The sequence below is a fragment of the Pseudomonas lactucae genome (assembly GCF_036688725.1).
GTDB lineage: Bacteria > Pseudomonadota > Gammaproteobacteria > Pseudomonadales > Pseudomonadaceae > Aquipseudomonas > Aquipseudomonas lactucae.
Map to the genome: position 1 here is coordinate 44507 of NZ_JAQQPT010000005.1, position 18324 is coordinate 62830.

The 18324-nt window shown below is 62.3% G+C and carries 18 protein-coding genes; 9 read left to right on the forward strand and 9 right to left on the reverse strand.

Annotated features, from left to right (window positions below; genetic code table 11):
* Window positions 1-82: 82 nt before the first annotated feature.
* Entirely contained in the window at window positions 83-862 is a 780-nt protein-coding gene (locus tag V6M90_RS06715) for an IclR family transcriptional regulator (protein WP_003171972.1), read from the forward strand.
* A 1-nt stretch (window position 863) separates the two neighbouring features.
* On the opposite strand, the gene dacB is transcribed toward V6M90_RS06715, so the two are convergent.
* The 9 genes from dacB to V6M90_RS06760 form a co-directional block, all read right to left on the reverse strand.
* On the reverse strand, window positions 864-2306 hold the full coding sequence (dacB, locus tag V6M90_RS06720) for a D-alanyl-D-alanine carboxypeptidase/D-alanyl-D-alanine endopeptidase (protein ID WP_332846230.1): 1443 nt from the start codon (window positions 2304-2306) through the stop codon (window positions 864-866).
* Window positions 2307-2416: 110 nt separating this feature from the next.
* A complete protein-coding gene (locus tag V6M90_RS06725; protein ID WP_332846231.1) occupies window positions 2417-4837 on the reverse strand; it encodes a TonB-dependent siderophore receptor in 2421 nt (806 codons plus the stop codon).
* Window positions 4838-4947: 110 nt separating this feature from the next.
* A complete protein-coding gene (locus tag V6M90_RS06730) occupies window positions 4948-5883 on the reverse strand; it encodes a glutathione S-transferase family protein (RefSeq protein ID WP_003171968.1) in 936 nt (311 codons plus the stop codon).
* Between the two features lie 75 nt (window positions 5884-5958).
* The gene (locus V6M90_RS06735; protein WP_042944213.1) at window positions 5959-6234 is read right to left on the reverse strand and encodes a GIY-YIG nuclease family protein; all 276 of its coding nucleotides are present in this window, start codon (window positions 6232-6234) and stop codon (window positions 5959-5961) included.
* Between the two features lie 36 nt (window positions 6235-6270).
* The gene (locus tag V6M90_RS06740; protein WP_042944211.1) at window positions 6271-6741 is read right to left on the reverse strand and encodes a nuclear transport factor 2 family protein; all 471 of its coding nucleotides are present in this window, start codon (window positions 6739-6741) and stop codon (window positions 6271-6273) included.
* A 101-nt stretch (window positions 6742-6842) separates the two neighbouring features.
* Entirely contained in the window at window positions 6843-7487 is a 645-nt protein-coding gene (locus V6M90_RS06745; protein WP_332846232.1) for a DUF1120 domain-containing protein, read from the reverse strand.
* A gap of 112 nt (window positions 7488-7599) precedes the next feature.
* Window positions 7600-8256, reverse strand: a complete 657-nt coding sequence (locus tag V6M90_RS06750; protein WP_003171963.1) for a DUF1120 domain-containing protein — start codon at window positions 8254-8256, stop codon at window positions 7600-7602.
* Between the two features lie 307 nt (window positions 8257-8563).
* Window positions 8564-9199, reverse strand: coding sequence for a response regulator transcription factor (locus V6M90_RS06755; protein ID WP_003171962.1), 636 nt, complete (start codon window positions 9197-9199; stop codon window positions 8564-8566).
* 197 nt (window positions 9200-9396) lie between these two features.
* Window positions 9397-10212, reverse strand: a complete 816-nt coding sequence (locus tag V6M90_RS06760) for a response regulator (RefSeq protein ID WP_332846233.1) — start codon at window positions 10210-10212, stop codon at window positions 9397-9399.
* Between the two features lie 386 nt (window positions 10213-10598).
* Between V6M90_RS06760 and V6M90_RS06765 the strand changes: the two genes are divergently transcribed.
* From V6M90_RS06765 to V6M90_RS06800, 8 genes are all read left to right on the forward strand, one after another.
* Window positions 10599-11222, forward strand: coding sequence for a DUF1120 domain-containing protein (locus tag V6M90_RS06765; protein WP_003171960.1), 624 nt, complete (start codon window positions 10599-10601; stop codon window positions 11220-11222).
* 38 nt (window positions 11223-11260) lie between these two features.
* Complete coding sequence (locus V6M90_RS06770; protein ID WP_003171959.1) at window positions 11261-11884, forward strand: DUF1120 domain-containing protein; 624 nt, start codon at window positions 11261-11263, stop codon at window positions 11882-11884.
* 86 nt (window positions 11885-11970) lie between these two features.
* A complete protein-coding gene (locus V6M90_RS06775; RefSeq protein ID WP_003171958.1) occupies window positions 11971-12600 on the forward strand; it encodes a DUF1120 domain-containing protein in 630 nt (209 codons plus the stop codon).
* Window positions 12601-12602: 2 nt separating this feature from the next.
* Window positions 12603-13340 carry a fimbria/pilus chaperone family protein gene (locus tag V6M90_RS06780; protein ID WP_003171953.1) on the forward strand — a complete coding sequence of 246 codons (738 nt, stop codon included), beginning with the start codon at window positions 12603-12605 and terminating at the stop codon, window positions 13338-13340.
* 82 nt (window positions 13341-13422) lie between these two features.
* Window positions 13423-15879 carry a fimbria/pilus outer membrane usher protein gene (locus tag V6M90_RS06785; RefSeq protein ID WP_332846234.1) on the forward strand — a complete coding sequence of 819 codons (2457 nt, stop codon included), beginning with the start codon at window positions 13423-13425 and terminating at the stop codon, window positions 15877-15879.
* A gap of 11 nt (window positions 15880-15890) precedes the next feature.
* Window positions 15891-17021 (forward strand): DUF1120 domain-containing protein, encoded by a 1131-nt coding sequence (locus tag V6M90_RS06790; RefSeq protein ID WP_332846235.1) that lies wholly within the window; start codon window positions 15891-15893, stop codon window positions 17019-17021.
* 10 nt (window positions 17022-17031) lie between these two features.
* Window positions 17032-17661 carry a DUF1120 domain-containing protein gene (locus tag V6M90_RS06795; protein ID WP_003171950.1) on the forward strand — a complete coding sequence of 210 codons (630 nt, stop codon included), beginning with the start codon at window positions 17032-17034 and terminating at the stop codon, window positions 17659-17661.
* Window positions 17662-17671: 10 nt separating this feature from the next.
* Window positions 17672-18322: a DUF1120 domain-containing protein gene (locus V6M90_RS06800; RefSeq protein WP_141064056.1), complete on the forward strand. Its 651-nt coding sequence runs from the start codon at window positions 17672-17674 to the stop codon at window positions 18320-18322.
* Window positions 18323-18324 lie beyond the last annotated feature (2 nt).

Genomic DNA, 18324 nt, shown 5'->3' on the forward strand with positions numbered 1-18324 from the left:
CAGTTACGCTTAACGTAATTTGATCGCTATCGACCGTCAAGCTATAAAGACGCCCATTCATCTCTCGGATTCTCGCCCCTCCATGGAAAAGCCCCGCGACACAGGCAAACAAAAAGTCCGCTCGGCCGAAGTGGGCACCGATATCCTCAAGGCCCTGGCCGAATTGTCACCGGCCACTTCGCTGTCGCGCCTGGCTGAACATGTGCAGATGCCGGCGAGCAAGGTGCACCGTTATCTGCAGGCGTTAATCGCCTCGGGGTTCGCCGAACAGAACACCGCCACCAACCATTACGGCCTTGGCCGCGAGGCGCTCAGGGTAGGCTTGGCCGCACTGGGCAGCATGGACGTGCTGAAAGTCGGCGCCCTGCCCCTGGCCGAGCTGCGCGACGAGTTGAATGAAACCTGCTTTCTGGCGGTCTGGGGCAACCAGGGTGCGACCGTGGTACACATCGAACCGGCGGTGCGCGCGGTCACGGTGGTGACGCAGTTGGGCTCGGTGCTGCCGCTGCTCAGTTCGTCCACCGGGCTGGTGTTCAGCGCCTTCCTGCCGTCGCGGGAAACCGTGGAGCTGCGCGAGCGTGAGGTCCAGGCGGGCATCGCCCATGCGCTGGCGGACGATGAGGCCTACGCCACCACCTGTGCACAGATCCGCAGCCGTGGCCTGCACTTTGTGCACGGGTTATTGATGCCGGGCGTGGATGCGTTGTCGGCGCCGGTGTTCAACGCCGTCGGGCACGTTGCGGCGGTGATGACCGTGGTCGGCCCCACCTCGCTGTTCCATGCCGACGAAGATGGCCCGGCGGCGCAGCGCTTGCTGGCGGCGACCCGGGCCGTGAGTTGGCGCATGGGCTATCAGCCCTGAATCAGTCGTGCCACTGCGTCAGGGCGACGGCCAGGCGGTTTTCCAGGGCGTGGATCGGCGCGGCATCGCTCAGGTAATTGTTGCTCACCATCGAGAACACCAGGCGTCGCCCACCGGCATCGGTGATGTAGCCACTTAACGACGAGACGCCGGCCATCGAGCCGGTCTTGGCGTGCAGGTTGTTTTCGGCGGCCGTGCCACGCAGGCGATAACGCAGGCCGCCCCCGCTCATGCGGTCGGCGTTGCCGGCAATCGGCAGGGCGTTGTACCAGGCGTCGAACCAGGGCTGTCTGGACGCGGCCAGCAACAGGTCGGTCAGGGTCTGCGACGACACCAGATTGCGCCGCGACAAGCCCGAACCGTCCACCTGGCTCAGCGTCGCCGGGTCCATGCCCTGGCGTTTCATGAACGCCGCCACCGCCGCCACGCCCGCCTGCGCGGTGCCCGCATTCGCCGTCTTGCGCCCCATGGCCTTGAGCAAGACTTCGGACATGTTGTTGTTCGACAGTTTAAGCAGCGGCGTGATCAGTGCCTGCAACGGCGCCGATTGGTGCTCGGCCAGAATCGTGGCGGTGACCGGGGTTGCACCACCGATCACGCGTCGTCCCAAGACCTTGATGCCCTGCTGCGCCAGCGCCTGTTCGAACAGGTTGGCGACCAGTTGCGTCGGCTCCCATACGCTCACCCACTGTCGGCTTTGCGTGCCCGGCGCCAGCGCGCCGGTGAGTTGCAGCAGGTTGGTGCCATGCCGGCGGGTAATGCCATAGGTATCGCCAGGGCCGCTGACCGCGCGATTGCTCAGTTGCACGTAATCGGTTGCCGGGCTCACCCCCACGTTAACTGGCTGGCCGGTTATCACCGGGGCCTTGGCCGTGACGATTAATGTGCCCGCATCAAAATCCGTATCGGGCGACACCGTCAGTGCCGAAATCTGCGCGCCGTAGTAGGTACTTTCATCGTCCTGGGCCCAGTCCACACCGAGGCGTTCGGCGTCGAACCAAGTGTCATCCAACACCAGATCCCCCTGCACCTGACGCACGCCCTGGCTCGCCAGTTGCGCGGCCAGCGCCTGGTAATCGGCCAATTGCGTGGTCGGGTCGCCCAGGCCGCGCAGGTACAGGTTGCCAGTCAGGCGCTCGCCCTGCCGCACACCGTTACTGCGCAATTGCGTGGAAAACCGGTAGTGCGGCCCCAGCACCTCCATCGCGGCGGCGGTGGTCAGCAATTTGAGGTTGGACGCCGGCACCAGCCGCGTGCGCGGATTGTGTTGATAAAGGGTGTTGCCGCTGCGGGCGTCGCGCACCATCAGGGAGACGGTGGCGCCGTTGAGCGCCGGGTCGGCCAGCAGTTGATCGAGCGTTGCGGTGGAGCTTGGCGAAACGCTGGCGCAACCCGCGAGTAAAAAGCTCATGCACAGCAGGTGTAGCCATCGTCCAGAGTGCATCGGTATTGTGTTCCAGCAAGTCATCAGTGCGGGCAACGCTAACAGCTCCGTCCTGTTGTGGCGAGCGGGCTTGATCCAACATTGGGGCCTCACCGCTCTCGCAATTCCCCTTAGAACTGCAACGTACTCGACACCGACACCTGCCGCGCATCGCCCATCGACACGAAAAACCGGCTGGCCGCCGAGGTGTAGTAGGTGCGGTCAAACAGGTTCTTCACGTTGAGCTGGAACTTGACCTTCTGCCCCTCGATTCTGGTGTCGTAGGTCGCGAACGCATCCGCCACGGTGTAGCCCGGCAGGTCGAAATCGTTGGCCGCATCGCCGGCGCGCTCGCCCACATAACGCGCGCCCGCGCCCACTCGCAATTGGTCGCCGCCGAACACGTTGCCGAAGTCGTACACCGCCGACAGCGAGCCGGTGTGTTTGGCGACGTTTTGCAGGCGGTTGCCTTGCAGGGTCGGGTCCTGGTCCTTGATGTCCTCGGCGTCGGTGAACGCGTAGCTGCCGATCACGCTCCATTGGTCGGTCAACTGCCCGCCGGCGTCCAGTTCCAGGCCACGGGAGCGCACCTGGCCGGCGATGCTGTAGATGGTGTTGGCACCGGAACCTACCGAGACCAGCACATTGCGCTTGTCGATGTTGAACAACGCCGCGCTGGCGGTGATGCGCCCCGGCATGTCGAGCTTGACGCCCAGTTCCCAGGACTTGGATTCCTCGGGCGTCAGATCGCCGGTCAAGGTGCTGCCATCGGCCAGGGCGGCGATGGTGGAGTTGGGTTTGAACGACTCGGTGTAGCTGCCGTAGAACGACAATTGATCGGTGTAGCGGTACACCAAGCCTGCGCGCGGCACCCAGGCCTGGCCCTTGCCGTCGGTATTGGCCTTGAACGGCACGCCCTTGCCGGCGTATTGGTCGTACATCTGGTAGCGCGCGCCAGCCACAAAGATCCACTGGTCGGTGAGGTGAATCGCGTCCTGGAAAAACAGCGAGTCGCTGCGCAACAGGTCGGTCTGGGCGCTGTCGGCGGCGCTGACCGTGGTGCCCGCCACTTCGTTGCCGTACACCGGGTCGTTGTAGTTGAAGTTGGCGCGCGAGCCCTGGCGAATCAGGTCGGCGCGATAGATCTTGCGGTATTCGTCGTCCAGGCCGAACACCAGGTCATGCTGCATGCCCAGCACGTTGACCTTGCCTTCCAGGCTGGCGGTGGCGAAACGGTCGGTGGTGATTGCGCCTTGGGTGCCGTCCATCCTGCGGGTCAATGTGCCGTTGCTGTTCACCGCACTGATGCGCACCTGGCTGGCATCGTAGGTTTCGCGGTTCCAGCTGTAGCCAAAGTGAGCTTTCCACGCGTCCTTCAAATCATGATCGGCTTCGAAGCGGTACAGGTCCGAGCGCCCTTCCATGTTGTTGAACGGCTCATCCAGGCGCCGTGTGGCGGGGATGTCCAACGGGTGGTTGGTCTTGGGATCGATGGCGGTACCACGGTCGAATGGCGAGAGAAATTCACGGTGTTCGTAGGCGAACAGCAACTGGGTGCTGTCGCCGTACCAGGCCAGGGACGGTGCCACCAGCGTCTCGCGGTGGGTGCCAAAGTTGCGCCAGTAGTCTTCGTCCTCATGGTCAACGATCAGGCGATAGGCCAAGCCCGAATCACCGATCGGGCCGGTGGTATCGAGGCCGCCGCCGCTGCCGTTCTTGCCGTCGCCGAAGGTGGAGCCGCGCACGGTCAGGGACGTGGATTGGGTCAACTCGGGCTTTTTACTAACGATATTCACCACGCCGCCGGGGTCCTGGATGCCATACAGCAGCGACGACGGCCCCTTGAGCACTTCGACGCGCTCGGCCGTGGCATTCAAAGCACGGCCCTGCACCACCGGCATGCCGTCGCGCATGATCGAGCCGTTACGGTTGTCGCCAAAGCCGCGCAGCATCACGGCGTCCTGGGTACTGGCGAGGGTGTTGGCCTGGGTGATGCCGCTGACATTGCCCAGGGCGTCATCCAGATTGCGTGGGGTCTGGTCGCGCAATACCTGGGCCGGGACCACATTGACGGTTTGCGGGGTTTCCAGCAGCAGCGCATGGGAGCGCATCACCGAACTGGTGGGCGGCGGCTGGTAGCTGGTGCTGTCCTGGGTTTGGCCGACACCGCTGATGGTGGTGGCGCCCAGGTTGAGCGTACCGTCGGTGGGCACGGGCTCCAGCGCCAGGGTGCGGGCGTCGATCTGGCGGAAGGTAAAGCCGGAGTTACCCAGCAGGCGTTGCAGGGCCTGGGCCGCGCTCATCTGCCCGCTGACCGCCGGTGCGCTCAGGCCATAAGGCGCTTCATCGGTATAGATCACGCTGATGCCGGTGACCCGACTGAAATCGCTAAGAGCCTGGGGCAACGGCTTGGCAGCCAGGGCAAAGGTGAATTGAGCAATTTGCTGCTCTTGCGCCTGCGCCACGCACAGCGGCAGCAACGCCAGCCCCGATACGACCAGTACCGACGCGCCCAACCACTGTTTAACCAAACCGCCCGCCATCGACTTCATGCTGTGAGAACCCGTGTAGAAAACGCTGTTAATGCGAATAAATCGCAGTTTCAAGCACTACACGGGTGGGCCACAGGTTTACCTCACCTTTATCTGCAAATATTTTTGGTTTATTGCGCCTGGAGGCGAAAACCGAAGCGTGGGAAGTGCACATGCACAGTGCCTGCGCGTGGGTCGGTGCGGCGCAGGATCAGCGTTTCGCGACCGGCAAAGAGCAACTCGCCGGCGACCGGATCGACCCCGTAATCGATCGCGCTGATGGTCACCTGTTGCCCGGCCTTAAAACCATTCAAGTCTTCGAATACCTCCTCGGGCAACTCAGCGGGGGTAGCCTCGCGGGCGATTTCCAGGGCCTGCTCAGCGCTCATCTGGCTGGCGGTGCCGTGGCCGAAACCGAGCACGCGTCCCAACCACGCCGACACGGCCGGATACGCATCCACCAACGGCGCGGTCACGGGCGTGGCCTTGAGGAACCACAACGAGTGGGCCAGGGCGAAGTCGGCTATGCACGGCTCGCCGAACAGGAAGTCACCCGGTTCACGCTGCAGTTGCTGCTCCAACCGCGCCATGATCGCCGGCCATTGATGTTTGGCCAATTCACTCGGGAGTTTGCTCGCCGTACCGCCGCTGAACAGCGCAGCGCGGTCGGCGAGAAAGGCCTTGATCGCTTCCGGCGGCAATTTTCCGAAACGCACCGCCACCGATTCCGGCTGGAACACCAGGCTCACGGCATGGGCAAACACCACGCTGTCAGCCCAGGTGGCGAAGGTTTGCGTGATCATTTCCTGGCCCAGCGGAAACAGCGCCGGCGCGACTTTTTCCTGTTCCAGGCGGCGGGCGATCAATGCAGTGTCGCAATAGATATCGGCGCCGACCTGCAGCACCGGGGTTTTACGGTAGCCTCCGGTGAGGGCGGTCAGGTCCGGCTTGGGCATCACCGGCGAGATATGCACCGAGTGCCAGGACAAGCCTTTGAAGCCCAGCAGCAGCCGAGCTTTTTCCGCGAAGGGAGACGTGGGGTAGTGGTGCAGGATTAGCTCAGACATGCCGGGGTCCACTCCAATGATGAACCCGCAGCTTAGCGCGCAATCGGCTGCGGCGGCGTGATGGGCGCCCATCAGTCAGATCAATGACCCGCTCGCCGCCAGGCACTCCTTGGCGCTCTTCTTCAATTTCTTGATCAGCCGTTCCTGGCGCAGCGCCTCGCCCTTGCTCGCGCACCGCTCGGTATACACCAGCGCGACCGCCGGGCTGGACAAAAAAAACCGTGCGCCCTTGCCGCTCTGGTGCGAGGCAAAACGGCGCACCGGGTCGTTGCTGATGCCGCAATACAGCGCGCCATTGGCGGCGCGCACCAGGTACACAAACCAGGGGTTGGGTTCGACAGGATCAGTCACAGGCGGATTCAACAGTCCAGAGGAACGCCAAGCTTATCAACGACTGGCCTGGAATGCCTTCAAGCCTTTGCGCGCCTGGGCACGCACGGCGTTTTTCACCAGCGGCGTCCAGCCCAGCAGCAGGCCTTTGGTGCCCAATGCCTGGCGCGACCAGCGCCACACGTCAAAGCTGTCGTGATGTTCGCAGATCTTGCCGTCACGAAACACAAAGCGCGCCTGGATATCGTTGACGACCCTGTTGCCGGTGGCACTGAACAGGTAGGTGGCGACCCAATGCGCACCGCCGCTGCGATCATCGCTGCGTACATTGTCGAAGGTCAGGGAGAAATCCTTGGCGCGGGTGGTGAGCATGCGCCACATATCGCCGGCATCCCGGCCACGCAGTTCACCGAAGGCCGGGTCGCTGAACAGCACATCGTCGGTGTAGCAGGCCGCCATGGCCTCGGCATCCAGGCGTTGGAACGCCTCGTAGAAGCGGGTGATCAGGGCGCTGTGGGCATCACTCATGGGGCAGGTTCCGTAAACATTTTTGTCAGGCCTGCACGATAGTCGGTGCAGGCTGTGAAGGCCATGGGCATTCATGACAAAAATAGCGCGGGCGTTGCGCCTTACAGGTAGACGATGTCCAGGGTGGCGCTGCCGTCGATCCGGATGTCTTCGGTAATAGGCAAAAAGCTTTTCGGAGCAATATAGGTGGAAATCAACAGATCAGCCTTGAAGGCCTGCAACGGCAGTGGCGCCGGCAGTTGGGTGCTTCCCCCGTTCACCGTGCGCATCCAGTTCGGCTGCCAGCTTGAACTCCAGGTTTCGAACCAGGTCTGGCCATCCGTAGACTCGATCACGGCGCGCGCAACGCCGTCGGCTGTCGCGTTACTTGTGCCAAGCCTATACCCGCCGATTTTCTCGCCGCCAGACGCCAACCCCAGCCCGAAATATGAAACAGGCGACGGCCCAGTCCAATCCGGCGCAGCGGTCCCAGAGCGATTATCCATCGCCTTGATGGCAATCAGCGCCGTCGCGTCGCAATTGATGGTCAACGTCAACGTGGCGTCCGGCAGTTGTGTAGTCAGCCTGTCGAGGTCCTGGACCGATATCTTGCCGTGATCCACCACACCGCCATTGGACAACGCAGGCGTACAGGCCGATGGAGTAAGAGTGCCAGTAACGCTCAAGTCCACACTGGAGGCGGCAAATACATTGGAAGCACCCGCCAGTAATAAACCCGCGGCCGTAAGTACATGAAACTTTTGCATGAGAATGCTCGCTTGCGGTCGATTAGTTAACAGCCTCGACAGACATGGGCCGACAACGTGTTAACTCGACTCATCTAATAGGCCCACCACACGCGTGACAGGAGATGACAACTTAGAGGTAGTTCAACTCAAGTACCACGTTACCGTCCAGGCTGATGTCACTGCCCGCAGTAAACTCAGAGGTTTTATTAATTACCGCTTGAACCGCCAGGTCTCCCGAGACGGTGGTGAGCTTTACCGGCACCACATTACCCGATGGCGCCCAACTCGTCAGGTGTGGCGCCTGTCCTATATACCCATCCCCGGCATACCAGGATACGCCATTGTTTTTCGACCTCAGGACACGAACGGCTTTTCCATCCGCCACGCTATTGCCCATGTGCAGGATATACCCACCCACTTTTTCATTATTGGCGGAAACACCAAGCCCGTAATTATAGACATCCGTGAACGTTGAATTAAACGCCACCTTCATCATCCCAGGCACGACACTGGAAGTTCTATTATCCTGCGTTTTGATACTAACCAACGTATCCCCGTCACACTCTATGGTAAAAGGAGTACTTTGCCTTTCCAGCTTGGTAAATTGAGTCGCACTTAACGAACTCAATTGAATTCGACCATAGTCAAAAGTCGATTGGGTGAGGTTAAAGCTGCAACTGGGCGGCACGATAGAACCTTTAACAAAAAGATCGACTGCCTGAGCATTCAACCCCATAAATACCACCAGTATTCCTACGGCGACGCCGGCACAACGCTTGTTACTCATTTAATACTCTCCCCCTTATTCAAAAGGATATCCGTTTTTCAGACGTTTTCTTGCAACCACTTGCTGTCTTTGCTCTTGGTTGAAGGCGGCGTATCACTCACTGCGGCATTAACGAGGGTGCCTTGCCGTGGCGTTCGAAAACGTTGCCACACCAAATAGTTTCCACCCCACAGAATGACTCACTCGCGCTACATGAACGTCAGAAACCAGACAACACATTAAAGAATTAGCGCGTCGCACCCAATACAATAAATACGAACATGAATACCTTTCGACTTACACAACAACCGTCTTATACCCACCCTGACTAAGGCACCATGCCTACCTCGCGAGCATAGGCAAATAAATCCACATCGGTGGAAATACACAAACGATGCATCGCGGTACTTTTCTGCTTACTGATGGTAGAAATACTGCGATTGACCTGGGCAGCGATCTGGCTGACGGTCATGCCGCTGGCCAACATGCGCACCACTTCGCGTTCCTTGCCCGACAGCTGCGGCGACGCGTCGTTCTTTGAATTGCCGGCCAGCTCCATCTGTACACGCAGGGACTCACTGACAAAGGTGCGCCCGCTGACCACCGCTCTCAACGCAAAAGGCAATTCCCGCGCCGAGGCACTCTTGGCGACAATCGCCCGCGCGCCATGGGCGAACGCCGAACGCAGCGTGGCGACATTGGCGAACATCGTCACCAGAATCACCGGCAATGTCGGGTATTGACGCTGCAACAAGCCCAACAAACCATACCCATCCGCTTGCTGGTCGCCGGGCATGGCGAAGTCCGTGACGATCACATCGCACGGTGTACTCGCCACCAACGCCAGCAACTGGTCAGGGCCATTGGCCTCGCCCACGACTTTGTATACACCACCGGCCTCGATTACCACTTTCTGCCCAACACGAACAATGGGGTGATCGTCGGCAATAATTATCCGAAGCATCGTATTTTCCATGATGGCAACTTGAATCTCAGAAAATACCCCGGCAAACCTTGGACAACAACCGGTGATCGCGCACAGGTTTTCACCACACCCCGTATTTACGTACGTTCAACTTACACCTACAAAATAAAAGGACCAGTCGTACAGAAACATCCTACTTATCAGATGGAAAAATTCCTGCATTTTCTCGTAGCCCACTAGAGACTGACCAAGTACGACAAATAATGTTCGATGTCCTTTTCAAAACGCGCAAGCAGCGATGCGTTGGCTGCCACGCCGGTGCGTTGTATACGCTCAATCAGGTGCATGGCGCGCTGTTCCAGGCCCGTATCGCCCAAAAATGCCATACCTCCCACCAGCCGATGCAAGCGCTGGGTGGTGATGACGATATCTTGATCGTTTAGCGCCTGTTTCAGCGCTGCCAGGTCTTCGTAAGCCTCCTGGATCAAACAAAACAACAAAGGCTCCACCACCTCCCAAAAACCGAAGGTCGCGATCAGACTGGCACGAGTTGGGAGCTTGCCATGCAAGCGTGCCAAATCCACCGGGCGTCTTGGCCGGTGCGGACGCACGTTGGGGTTGGGCAGCCAATACAGCAGCACCTCTCGCAATCGTTCAAGGGTAATGGGCTTGAGCATCCAGTCGTCCATGCCGCACGCCACGCAACGCTGGATCTGCTCCGCGCCCAGGCATCCGGTCAAGGCGATCACCGGCAACCGCGCGGTGCCGGCCAGACCTTCACGGCGACGCAGTTCAAGGGTCAGGGCGTAACCGTCCATCACCGGCATGCGGCAATCACTGATCAGCAGATCAAACGGACGCGCCGCCAAGGCCTCCAGCGCCGACTGGCCATCCCCAACCGTTTCATGGGCCAGCCCCAGCGTGCGCAGAAATGAACCGATCAACAGCCGATAGGCACGGTGATCGTCGGCCAGTAATACCCGCAGAGTCTGCCAATGCGACGGTATTGGCGATGTGCTGTGTGGACTACAGCCAGCAGTGGGGTCCTGCATAGCTACCTCGTGCAAAAAGATCAGCGCGCCGGCCCACGGGTGGCCGACGGTTGCCGACCGGACGGTCGACCTCACTCGATTTTTTCGCGCAAGGGCCTGCGCCTCCATTCATTTAAATGGATGGAGGTTATTGAAGAGCAAAGGAACGTATCCGAATGAATAACTCAGGGCGATACAACAACTACGACAATACCGTTTCTCTTACAGGGAAGGGTGTCTTTTCCGTCGCTCGGCGGTATCGCCACCCACTATCGTAATAGTTGCATTCACACACGACAGGGCCGTCGCTACAGTTGCCGTCGCTCAGCCTCAGGACGGCGCGCCGGGGCTGACACATCCCTGTCTTAGCGCAGGGCCAGAACGCTTACCCACAAGGACTTGTGCCCATGGACAGAACCACCCCGGCCGCCCTCGCCATTGTGTTGGCGGCCTGCGCATCCGGCGCCGTCGCCGCCAGCAATACCGACCTGAGCGTCCACGGAACCATTACCCCAGCTTCCTGCACGCCCAACCTGTCCCATGGCGGCGTGGTCGACCACGGCAAACTGACCGCCAAGGACCTGCATCCGGACAAACCCACCAGCCTGCAAGTCGGCGAAATGACCCTGCAAGTGGTGTGTGAAGGCGCGACGTTTTTCACCCTGAACACCATCGACAACCGCGCCGGCAGCTCGGCGATCAACCCGGCGCATCACGGCCTGGGCATCGTCAACGATGACCAGAAACTCGGCAGCGTGGCCTTTGGGCTATTCGACCCGGTGGCCGACAGCGTACCGGTGCAAACCATTCTGTCACGCGACGGTGGGGCCCACTGGAGCCCCTCGGCGTATCTCGGGCACGCCGCCTTGACTTCGTTCTCCGCCCCCGGCGGCCCGTACACGCCAATGGCCGTGCAAACCCTGAACGCTCGCCTGCGCGCGTTCACCATGATCGTGCCCGCCACGGACCTGACCTTGCTCGACGAGGTGCCGATCGACGGCCAGGCCACATTGCAACTCAAGTATTGGTAACCCTTATTCCCCCTAATCGCTATTCCCGGAGCTCCACGATGAACATTGCCTTCAAAACCCTGACCGCCGCCCTGCTGTTTGCCGGCAGCAGCAGCGCCTTTGCCGCGTCCAGTGTCGACCTGACCGTCAAAGGCCTGATCACCCCAAGCGCCTGCACGCCCGTCCTGTCCAACGGCGGCTCGGTGGACTACGGCAAAATTTCGGCCAAGGACCTCAACGTCGACAAAGAGACCTGGCTCGACCCGCAAACCCTGCAACTCACCGTCACCTGTGATGCAGCCACGTTGATAGCGCTGGACGCCGACGACAACCGCGCCGGCTCGAACCACGGTGACGACGAGTACGACTTCGGACTCGGCCTGATCAACGATACGGAAAAGCTCGGCCTCATGTCGCTGCGAGTGTTAAACCCAATCGCCGATGGTGTGCCGGTCAGGACCATCAGTTCCATCGATGGCGGTATCAGCTGGGTCGGCAGCCGCGCATTGACGCCCGTCGAACTCCTTGCGCCCGCCGCAACGGGCGTTGATGCGCCGATCCCGGTGCAGGTGTGGACCTCGGACCTGAGCATCTCCTCGGCAATCGCCCCGGCCAGCGGATTGACCCTCACCAACGAAGTCGCCATCGACGGTTCGGCAACCATCACCGTGCGTTATCTGTAACACCCTGACTCGAACAACGGCAGGCCTTCACGCCTGCCCTCGTCCCGTACGCAAACGATAAACCAGGCAACCGGTAAACCTTCCCCATGAAGCACTACTCTTCACGCCTTCTTGCCCTGTTTTACCTGCTCGGCGCCCAGTCGCTGGCGCTGGCAACCTCCAGCACCGAGCTGAACGTCACCGGCCTGATCACCCCCAGCGCCTGCACGACGACGCTGTCGGCCAACGGCATTGTCGACCACGGAAAGGTGCCGGCCAGCAGCCTCAACCAGTACGAATACAGCGCCTTGCCGACTCAGTCCCTGGACTTGAACGTGAGCTGTAACGAACCGGTGCTGTTTGTGTTGGTGGGCCTGGACAATCGCGCCGACTCCTCATTGGGACCCGGTTTCTATTACGGACTGGGCCACAATATTCACGCGCCGAGCGAACGGCTGGGCACCGTGTCTCTCGCCTTTCGCGATGCAATGGGCGACGGCAAGCGCGTGCTGGTGCTGGCTTCCAGCAACGAGGGCCTGACCTGGTTCCCGGAATCCAACGCCTACCCCGACAACTACATGGGGTTCGCCCACCTCGGCACCCTGGTGCCTGAGCCCCATCGCCTGCTGACCGCCACCTTGCAGATCAACACCTCCATCAATGCGGCCGCCTACCTGACCCTCAAGCAGGAAGTGCCATTGGACGGCTCCATCGTGCTCGACCTGAGGTACCTGTAACCATGCCTCCCCTGCCCTTTTTCAATTGCGCCTTCACCTGGGTGCGCCACGCCGGTGTGTACCTCGGCGCGCTTGCCCTGGCATTCGGCGTCCCCACATGGGTACTGGCCGACGGCATGGTGCCGGACACCTCGGTGGTGATCGTCAACGAGGCGGACGGCGAAGCCTCGGTCACGGTGACCAACACCGACGACAAGCTGGCGCTGTTGCACGTAACCCTTGAAGACATTCCCGAAGACCCGGCACCGCTGCTGTTCGTCACCCCGCCGCTGGCCAGGGTCGAACCGGCCAAGAGCCAACTGATCCGCTTCATCCTGCAATCGCCCGAGCCCCTGACCACTCAACGCCTCAAACGGGTGATTTTCGAAGGCATGCCCCAGGGCCGTGCGGCGGCCGAGGCCGGGCATGCGCGAGTGGGGGTGACAGTACGCCAGAACCTGCCGGTGATCGTGCATCCCAAAGGCCTGGCGCCCAACCGCACGCCCTGGACCGGACTGGAGTGGCGTTTGAACAACGACCAGTTGAGCGTGCACAACCCGAGCCCCTATGTGGTGCGCCTGGCCCAGGAACTGCGACTGCTGCCCGGCGGCGGTTCGGCGCTGCTGCCGCGCACCTATGTACTGCCTGGGGAAACCCTGACGGTCACGACCAGCGGCGCCGCGGCGAGCCGCGTGCAACTGCAGCCGGCCACGGTGTACGGCTTTGCCGTGGCGCCCTACGAAGCACCGATCGCCCTCTAGAAATAAGGTGGCCTGCCAACGCCACCCAACGGCCTGACGCCACCGCAGAGTGGGCAGGCCACCGACAGTTGAGTACAACCTTGTGAGCACAGCAACCACTGACCGCGACGGCAGAACAGTGCCCGACGTTTCACCGCGCCAAGTCGCCAGGATACTCGCTGGGCTGGCGCTGGCTGTTGGCGGCGCATGGCCTGGCGGTACGCTGCTGGCCAATGAAAACCCGAGTGTCGGGTCTTTCGATCCACAGACCCTGTCTCGGCGCGGCATCGACCCGGAACTGGCCAATTTGCTGCTGCAAGCCCCGCACTTCGCGGCCGGCCGGCACGCCGTCAACCTGAGTGTCAACGGCCATCGTCGTGGCCGCGTCGACGTAGAGTTCAATCGCCAGGGCGGGCTGTGTTTCAACCGCGCCCTGCTGGATGCCGGCAACCTGAGCGTGCCCGATAACGAAGGCGACCCGCTCTGCCATCCCTTTATCGACCGCTACCCGCAAACCGTCATCGAGCAGGACCCCGCCGGCCTGGGCCTGGCACTCATCGTACCCACCGACGCGCTGCGCCCCGCACAACAGGACATCTCGGGCTACCAGACCGGCGGCTTTGCGGGCCTGCTCAACTACGACCTCACCGGGCTCTATAACGAAATGGGCGACAACCGCAGTCGCTTCGGCTCGGCCAACACCGAAGTGGGCTTCAATGCCGGTGACTGGATCGTGCGCAGCCGTCAGGTCAAGACTTGGCAAGACAGCCGCTCGCGCACCACCCACCTGGACGCCTACGCCCAACGCACGTTCGCCGAGCACCAGGCGGTGCTGCAGGCCGGGCAGATCAGCCTGTACAACCCGGTGCTGGCGGGTACGCAGATCACCGGTGCGCAAGTACTGACCGAGACCGCACTGCAGGATCAGAACCAGGGGGCGACGATCACCGGTATCGCCAACAGCCCGGCCCAGGTGGAGGTCCGCCAGAACGGCGCGTTGATCCACTCCACCGTGGTGCCGGCCGGTCCCTTCGCCCTGACCGATGTGCGCCGCCTCAACGGCCGCTCCGACGTAGAAGTCACGGTCAAGGAAACCACCGGCGAACAACGCCGCTTCACCGTGCCCGCCGGCATGCTCGGCCTGGGTTTGCCGGCACCGGGCTACTCGGTGGCGGCCGGGCGCGTGCGCCAGATCGGCGACAGCGACGGCCAGGAACCCTGGGTGGTCAGCGCCGGCTGGAGCGGCGCGGTGCACCCGCAAGTCAGTGTGGGCGGCGGCGTGCTGATGGCGGATGCCTATCGTGCGGCGGGGGTGAACCTGAGTTGGTTGCCGTGGCAGGACAGCCAGTTGCAGTTGACCGCCCAAGGTGCCGAGGCCAGCCGTGAAGGGCGTGATCGCGGGGTGCAAACGGATGTGTCGTGGTCCCAGCGCTTGAGCGACAGCTGGTCGATGAGCACGTCCGGTTCATGGCGCTCCCAGGGTTACCGCAACCTGGAAGACTCGACCTACGTCGGCCGCGACCAACAACGCTCGCGCTACCGCGACCAGCAAAGCCTGACCGCCTCCTGGGCGCACCCGGCGCTGGGCGCGTTCAGTGCCGGGGTGTCACGCACGGCATCGTACAACGGTGAAAGCAGCAGCCGCGCGCTGGCCTCCTGGGGCACGCAGCTCGGCCGGGTATCGGTGTCGGCCAGCGCCGAGTGGCAAGTGGGTGGCCGCCAACAGAACGACAACAGCCTTTACCTCAACCTCAGCCTGCCGCTGGGGGAAACCCGTCGTGCCCGGGCCTGGGCACGCAACACGGGCGGCGAACACCGCGTGGGCGTGGGGGTGAGCGAGCAGTTCAACGATCAATTGAGCTACCGCGTCGGTGTGGAACGTGACAGCCGTGACCGCGAAGTCGAAGCCTCGCTCGGTGTGTCGGCCTTGCCGTGGTACAGCCAGTTGGATTTCAGCTACACCCGCGCCGATGACCGCAGCGCCAGTTACCAGGGCGGTGCCCGTGGCGGCATCGTGCTGCATGGGGACGGCGTGACCTTCTCGCCATATCCGGTGCGCGACACCTTTGCGCTGATGTCGGTGGGTGACATGGCCGGGATCAAGATCAACACCCCGAGTGGCCCGGTATGGACCGATTGGCAAGGCCAGGCCGTGGTGCCACAGCTCAGCGCCTATGGCCGCAGTCCGGTGGAAGTGCACACCCGCTCACTGCCGCGCAATGCCGACATCCACAACGGCCTGGCGGTTATCGCCGCCGGACGGGGTGCGGTAGATAAGGTGCAGTTTGGCGTCGCCATCACCCGTCGTGCCCTGCTACAGGTGACCGACGCCGACGGCGCGCCAATACCACGCGGCGCCAGCGTCAGTACCGCCGATGGCGAATTCGTCACCCTGGTGCAGGAAGGCAGCCAAGTGTTCCTGCCCGACGTACTCGACCCACGTCCCTTGTGGATCAAAGCGGCGGGCCAGCCGCGTTGCCGCCTGAGCTATGCATTACCGCAGGACCCCGACCCCGAGGTGTATTTCGAAACCGCACCGGCCCGGTGCGAACAGCCATGAGGACATGTGCGATGAGCCTGAAGCAGGCGCTGTATCCCCTGGTTTTTCTACTGTTGGGCAACCCTGCCTGGAGCGCCGAAGACTGCCGGCTCAACCTCAGCCAGGCACAACTGGACTTCGGCCTGATGAACCGCGCCGTGGCGTTGGTGCCAGCTCCTGAGCGTTTGCTCGGCGAGCGGCGCGTGAGCCTGACGCTCAACTGCGCGCAAGCCACCGACCTGAGCCTGTTTTATCGCGGGCCAGGGGCGGGGCCGGAGCGCTTTCGCTTTACTGAACGCGGCAGTTATGGCCTGCGAGTGAGCGAAGCAATAGTGGACGGCCAGGCGGTCGAACTGGGCTTGATTGCCGGCGCCGGGCAAGCGCCCTCCGCCACCAGCGCCCAGTTGGCCTGGCAGCCGGACCACGGCGTTGTGCCCATGCGCAATGGAATGGCCGTGACCGGTCGCAGCCTGTCGCTGCAGCTCGACATCAGCGCCTGGGCCAGCGAAGACGCCGCGCGGGTACGTGATGCCGTGACCTGGGACACCGCCGGGCTGTTCGACGCCATCGTCGCCGGCCGCTCGCGCGAACTGCGCCTGATGGCGCACTTTGCCCCGGCGGCCTGCACGCCCACGCTCTCCAACGGTGGCCATGTGGAGCTGGGCAAGCTGTCGGTCAGCGACCTGAACGTCGACAAGGACACCGCCCTGCCCCCACGCGCGTTATCGCTGGGCGTGACCTGCGACGCGCCGACCGCGTTCGCCCTGCGTATGCAAGACAACCGCGAAGGCTCGGCCACCGGTCTCGCCGATCCAAGCGTTTACGGGCTGGGCCTGGACGCTCGCCAACAGAAGATCGGCCGCTATCGGCTGTTGTTCGATCCGACACGCATCAGCGCCGACAGCTTCGCCCAGGTGTTTACCACCGACTCCGCCACCGGCGGGCTGCCCTGGAGCAGCGCCGGCACCCGCGTCAGCGCAGTGAGCGCCAATCGCTACCTGGGTTTGAGCGCCACTGCCGGCAGTACCGACGGCCCCAGTGCCATCCAGAATCTCAACGCCACGCTGAGTCTGGAAGCGGTAATCGCGCCATTGAATTCGCTGGACCTGGGCAACGAGGTACGGCTCGACGGCTCGGGCACACTCGAAATTCACTATTTATAGGAGCATCCACGTGAAACCTTTTTTGACGCCAGTGCTGGCCCTCACAGGGCTGACCGCTGCCTTGACGGCCCATGCCGCCTCCACCGTCGACCTCAGCGTGACCGGGCTGATTACCCCCAGTGCCTGCGAACCCGGCCTGTCCAATGGCGGCATCTATGACCTGGGCAAGATTGCGGCCAAGGACCTGAATGTCGATCAACCCACCCACCTGCCCACCCACACTCTGCACCTGTCGATCATCTGCGAAGCCACGACCTTGCTGGCTCTGGCGCCCAGGGATAACCGCCTCGGCTCCAATTCCGACAGTGGCGACCAAGCCTTCAGGTTTGGCCTGGGGCTGATCAACGACACCATAAAGCTGGGGCACCTGTCGTTGAGTCTGGCCTCGATCGTGGCCGATGGCGCGGGCAGGTATCCCATCGGTTCGACCGCACCCGATACCTGGGCGCCGACCAGCCTGCTGTCGCACTACTACCTTTCCTCGTTCTCGCTGAGCCCCAATTCATTGACCCCGGCGCCGCTCCAGCAACTGAACGCCGACCTGCACCTGGCTCCCACCATTGCTCCGTCCAACTCCCTGCCCCTGGCAGAAGAGATGCCCATCGACGGTTCCGTGACCCTGTCCATCCACTACCTGTAGGCGCACACCCATGAAAACGTTATTGAGCGCTTTGGCGACCGTCGCCTGGCTGGCCGCCAGTGCATCGGCCCAGGCCGCTTCCACCGTCGAACTGACCGTCGGCGGCCTGATCACCCCCATGGCCTGCACCCCAGTGCTGTCCGGCGGTGGGTTGATCGACTTCGGCAAGATCTCCCGGCAGGACCTCAACCAGTCGACCGGCACGCGCTTGCCGCTCAAGTCGCTGACCTTGACCGTCAGTTGCAACGCCCCTGGCCGCTATGCCCTGCGCATGCGCGACAACCGCGACGGCACCGCCCACGTCAACAGCGAGATCTACTACGGGCTGGGCCTGGACAGCGCAGGCAACAAGATCGGCGTGTACTCGGTGAAATTCGACCCTCGGAAAACCGTGGCCGATGCCCTGCCGGTGATCTACGGCACCGAGTCGACCACAGGCGGCCTGGCCTGGCGCACGTCCAACAGCAACCCGATCGACATCGGCTCGCGCAGTTTGCTGGGTTTCACGGAGGTCGCCGGCAGCAACGCCGGCCCGTCGGCAATCCAGAACCTGACCAGCACATTGACTCTGGAAGCCGTGATCAATGCCCGGCAGAACCTGGACCTGAGCGTGGAGACGCCCATGGACGGCTCCGCCACATTGGAAGTGGTGTATTTGTAGCG